1 protein-coding gene is annotated in these 227 nt (G+C 37.4%); it reads right to left on the reverse strand.

Annotation, left to right across the window (positions count from 1 at the left end; all coding sequences use genetic code 11):
- A partial coding sequence (locus tag AACQ14_RS24625; RefSeq protein ID WP_339366157.1) for a nucleoside hydrolase occupies nt 1–227 on the reverse strand: 227 nt, incomplete at both ends.

Consider the following 227-nt stretch of genomic DNA (forward strand, 5'->3'; position numbering starts at 1 on the left):
GCAACATCTAGTCCTACTGCAACTAATTCAACTCCTGAGTTATAAACAATCTCTGCTGCTTCTGGATCTACATATACATTCCACTCACTCTGAGGTGTATCTCCTGTTGCATTAGCGAAAGAATATTTATTTAATCCAAATGCGCCTGAAATAGCATATATTCCCGAAATCATATCTTTAATTTCTGGTGCTTGTCTCATAGCCATTGCAATATTTGTCATTGGTCC

This window comes from Vallitalea maricola (assembly GCF_036985595.1).
Classification (GTDB): domain Bacteria; phylum Bacillota; class Clostridia; order Lachnospirales; family Vallitaleaceae; genus Vallitalea; species Vallitalea maricola.